This is a genomic window from Kitasatospora sp. NPDC058492 (genome assembly GCF_042720685.1).
GTDB lineage: Bacteria > Actinomycetota > Actinomycetes > Streptomycetales > Streptomycetaceae > Kitasatospora.
In genome coordinates, this window is the sequence record NZ_JBHXMU010000018.1 from 71392 (window position 1) to 74312 (window position 2921).

The 2921-nt window shown below is 72.7% G+C and carries 2 protein-coding genes; both read right to left on the reverse strand.

Going from position 1 to position 2921, the window contains the following annotated elements:
- Window positions 1-261 precede the first annotated feature (261 nt).
- Entirely contained in the window at window positions 262-1665 is a 1404-nt protein-coding gene (locus tag ACFWPI_RS14585; RefSeq protein ID WP_380336381.1) for an ABC transporter substrate-binding protein, read from the reverse strand.
- A gap of 289 nt (window positions 1666-1954) precedes the next feature.
- On the reverse strand, window positions 1955-2719 hold the full coding sequence (locus tag ACFWPI_RS14590) for an SDR family oxidoreductase (protein WP_380378868.1): 765 nt from the start codon (window positions 2717-2719) through the stop codon (window positions 1955-1957).
- Window positions 2720-2921 lie beyond the last annotated feature (202 nt).

Here is a 2921-nt window from a genome sequence, read left to right on the forward strand (position 1 = left end):
TGGTGGGGGTGGGGTGGGGGTTGTCGGGTTTGGTGGTCCGGGTTCGTTACTTTGGGGTGGTCCCAGTGTGGGTGGTGGGGGGGGGGGGGGGGGGGGGGGGGGGGGGCCCCGCACCGCCCTCGACAGGTGGTCCTGAACGGCGCCCGGCCGGGCCCGGCCCGAGTCCGGCCCGGCGCCCACTACGGCCAGGCGCCTACTGCGGGCGTCTGCCCACTGCGGCCAAGCGCCCATTACAGCCAGGCGCCCGCTGCGGGCGTGCGGCTACTGCGGCCAGGCGGCGTCGATGTCGGCGGCGGTCTTCTGAATCGACTGCCCCTCGGCGAACCAGGCGGTCAGCGACTTCCACTCCTGCCCGGCACCGATGGCGGCCGGCATCAGGTCGGAGCCGTCGAAGCGGAAGGTCGCCGCCGGGTCGGTCAGCGCGTCCGCCGACAGCCGGTCGATCGGGTCGGTGTACAGGCTCTTGTCCACGCCCTGGTTGGCCGAGACCCAGCCCGTCGCGGTCTTCACCCGGCTGCTCGCCCAGTCCGAGCTGGACAGGTAGTTCTGCACCGCCTGCACCTCGGGCCGGCCGGAGAAGGCGGCCAGGAACTCGCCGCCGCCCTCGACCGGGTTGGGGATCGCCGGGTTCACCGCGGGCAGGTGGAAGGCGAACACGTCGCCGTCCGGGCCGACCTTGGTGTCCTTGGGCCACTGCGCCTCGTAGAACGACGCCTGCTGGAGCATGGCGCACTTGCCGGTGAGGACCGGCGCGCCCGCGTCCTGGAAGGTGGTGGTGGCGATCGACTTGACGTCGCCGTAACCGCCGTTGACCCAGGCCGGGTTCTGCATCCAGCCGGCGACGGTCTTCATCGCGGTGGTGATCTTCTCGTCGGAGAACTTCACCTGGTGGCCGACCCACTGGTCGTACACGTCACCGCCGTACGTGCCGAGCACCACCTCCTCCAGCCAGTCGGTGGCCGGCCAGCCGGTGGCCGTGCCCGAGGCGATGCCGCCGCACCAGGGTTTGGCACCACCGGACTTGGCGATCCGGTCGCTGAGCGCCATCAGGTCCGCCCAGGTCTTCGGCACCTCGTAGCCGCCCGCCTTGAAGGCCTTCGGCGAGTACCAGACCAGCGACTTCATGTTGGCGCTCATCGGCGCCGCGTAGAAGGTGCCGTTGACCGAGCCGTAGGTCTTCCAGATCGGACTCCACCGGTCCTCGTTGGTGACCGTCTGGGCGGGCGGCTTGACCACCTTGCCGCTCTTCACCATCTGCGCCAGCAGGCCCGGCTGCGGGATGATCGCGAAGTCCGGGGCGTTGCCGCCGGCCACCCGGACCGGCAGCTGGGACTCGAAGTCGTTCGAGCCCTCGTAACTGATCTTGATGCCGGTGCACTTGGCGAACTCGGCCCAGGACTTCTCCAGATTGTCCGACTCCGGGCTGAGGATCGAGGCGAACATCGTCACCGTGGTGCCCGAATGCCCGGCGTACGGCTGGTACTTGGCGCAGTCACCGGACAGCGACGGGGCCGCCGCGTCACCACCGCCACCCGAACCGCCGGAGCTGTTGGAACAGGCCGCGGTCAGGGCCAGCGCCGCGAGCAGGGCGGGTACGGCGGCCAAGCGGCGGCCGGAACCGCGATAGCCGGAACTCTCGGACGGCGCGGTCGGGTTGAGGGTCAATGCGGTCCTCCTCGCCAGGGCATGCTGCCGACGGTGGGCTGAACGACATCGCGCTGTACCGGAGACGGGCGTGCAGAGATCGCGAAGGGCGACGGACGAACCGATCCGATGACGTTAACGCAGCCGCCAGCCGCCGCCAAGGTCCACGTCGACCTTCATCCGCCGACACCCCGACCGCGGCCCCCGCCTTCGCCTCCGCGCGACAGATACGACGGCCCCGCCCGGAAACCCGGACGGGGCCACGCCTCTTGACTGACCGTCAGTACGCCCGGTGCAACCCTGGCTGACATCAGCGGTCGCCGAACCGCTCCGCCAACACCTCCTCGAAGGTCCCCCGGCCCACCGCCCGCTCCGGCGCGAGGTTCCCGCCCGCCCGCAGCGCCCGCCCCGAGGCCCCCGGCACCCGCACCGGCAGCAGCACCCGCCGCCGACCCGACGCCCGCAGGTACGCCTCGGCCAGCTCCCGGTACGGCCGCACCCGTGGCCCGCCCACCTCCGGCGCGTACCCGGCCGGCCCCTCCCCCACCAGCTCCGCGACCCGCGCGGCCACCTCCCGCACGTCCACCGGCTGGACGCTCGCCCCGCCAAGCACCGGGAACACCGGCAACCGCGCCGACACGTCGAAGATCCTCAGCAACAGGTCGTGGAACTGCGTCGCCCGCAGCACCGTCCACCCCAGCCCCGACTCCCGCACCACCCGCTCACAGGCGAGCTTCGCCCGGTAGTACGGGATCGGCACCCGGTCGACCCCGACGATCGACACGTACAGCAGGTGCCGCACCCCCGCCTTCCCGGCCTCCGCCACCAGCGTCCGGACCGCGGCCACGTCCTTGCGCCCCACCGTGGTCGCGCAGTCCACCACCACCTCGACCCCCGCCACCGCCCCGGCGATCCCCTCCCCGGTCACGAGGTCCCCGACCACCCACTCGACCCCCGCGCCCCCGCTCCGCACCCGCCGGCTCAGCCCCCGCACCGCCACCCCGCGCGCGACCAGCAGCCGCACCACCTCCCGCCCCAGAACCCCCGTCGCCCCGGTCACCAGCACCGTCCCCATCACCACACCACTCCTCCCGCCGAACACCGTCACCCCTACCGACCGCCCACCGCCCCCATCCGTGACATCGGCGTCCGCGAAGGTGCCCGGACAACGAGAAGAGGCGGGGGGGGGACGGGAAGTCCGCGCCCCCCCACACCCGTGGCGCACCCCCGCGGGGTGAGTACCGGCGGGGAGCGGCAGCCGCTGGTGGGTCCGCAGC